We start from the raw sequence: 1,572 nt of genomic DNA on the forward strand, positions 1-1,572 counted from the left end.
CGTTCATTCTTCGCTGAGTCAAAATCACGTTGCCTCCGCGCGTGATCGTTTAAATAAATAGGTGTTCAATGCAGGCGCGGCTAAACAGGGATTCATTCTTAGTATGGGCCGTTGCCCCTGCAGTCTGCGCAGTCATTGTGCTCTGGTATCAATTCGGATTTACTCTAGGCGCCATGCTGGAAGAGTGGGACGTCTTGAGTATGATGCAGAGCCATCCTTCGTTCTGGAATTCGTTCCCAGGGCAATTGATGGCTGACAAGTTTGCAGCGCGCCCGCTACAGATCCTTCCGCACTTTATCGCCCGCCAGATTAGCAGTGATTCGTTCCTTGGCTTTCATATAGTCCTGATGGCTGGATGCGTGCTGCGCGTGATCGGCGGCGCGTGGCTCGGGAACTTCTTGTTCCGCAACAAGGCCTATGCAGCGGCATTTGGGCTGCTGTGTTTTGTCTACCCCGCCGATACCCAGCAGTTTGAATTTCGGACCGTCCACATCATGTTTTCGGTCGGACTAATGGTGTTCGGCAGCGCCTGCACGGTCAGCGCATTAACTGCGAATACCGCCGCCAAGCGATGGGCGGCTCTGGTCACGTCGACCATTTGCTCCTGTGTTGCTGTCCTGATCTACGAGCCGTTCATCACGCTCTATCTGATTGCACCTCTCGCGCTACTTTCAAGAGACGGATTTAGAAGCTTCATCCGATTGGTCATCCGTCGCAAAGCGATCGTGGCCGCATCCTTGATTGCTCCGCTCGCGAACGCCGCTTATCTGTTCTACGCGATCGTCCTCTTCAAGAGTTCGTATCAGGTGAGCGCGTCCGGCGGCAGCATGACCGGCGCAATCGTGCACAACCTTCACTATCTGATCGACTCCGATGCGTACCGCGTCTTCTATGACGCATGGGTCTCGACATGGTGGATCCTGACCACTCAGATCGTTCACTACCGCTTTATCGTGTTCACGGGCATCGTACTGCTCCTTGCGCTGTTGCTTTTGACCAAGCGCGCGTCGAATGCGGTCCCTTTGAGTCAGACCGCTCGATACGTTTTGTCTGGACTGATTCTGGTGGTCGTGGGTTACCTGCCCTTCATGGTTGCCGAATCGCATATGGTGATCAATCAGCGGACATTCATGAGCGTAGCGCCGGGCGCAAGCCTGATCGTCATTGCAGTGATCGCCCAGATCTGCCGGCGTTCAAATGCAACCGGAATCGTTTTTGCTGCGGGGTTTATCTTTTTTGGCTTCGTCGCGCAGCTTTATCAGTTCGACAAATACACGAGGGACTACACAGGCATCGTTCTACCGTATACCTCCATGCTCGCCGACCAAACCGATCCAGCCAAGCAAGTGCATCTTGTCTTTGACAAGACCGGACTAGGCGGTCATCTCAATGGAATGTACGAGAGTAAGGTGCGATATGCGGCCATCGTGCGACGAAACCAGAACATTGGGATCACGGAGCTCTGTATGGATGAATCGCAAACTGCGCAGTTGCCTTTTTCAAATTGCACATTGAAAGATGGCAACTGGGTGGTTAGAAGCTCTGCGGGAATAACCGCGACCTATCCTCAAG

1 protein-coding gene is annotated in these 1,572 nt (G+C 53.6%); it reads left to right on the forward strand.

The window, feature by feature from the left end:
* Positions 1 to 173: 173 nt before the first annotated feature.
* A partial coding sequence (locus tag WCA53_RS16290; RefSeq protein ID WP_423912400.1) for a hypothetical protein occupies positions 174 to 1,572 on the forward strand: 1,399 nt, incomplete at its 3' end.

This window comes from Caballeronia sp. (genome assembly GCF_049581465.1).
Lineage (GTDB): Bacteria > Pseudomonadota > Gammaproteobacteria > Burkholderiales > Burkholderiaceae > Caballeronia.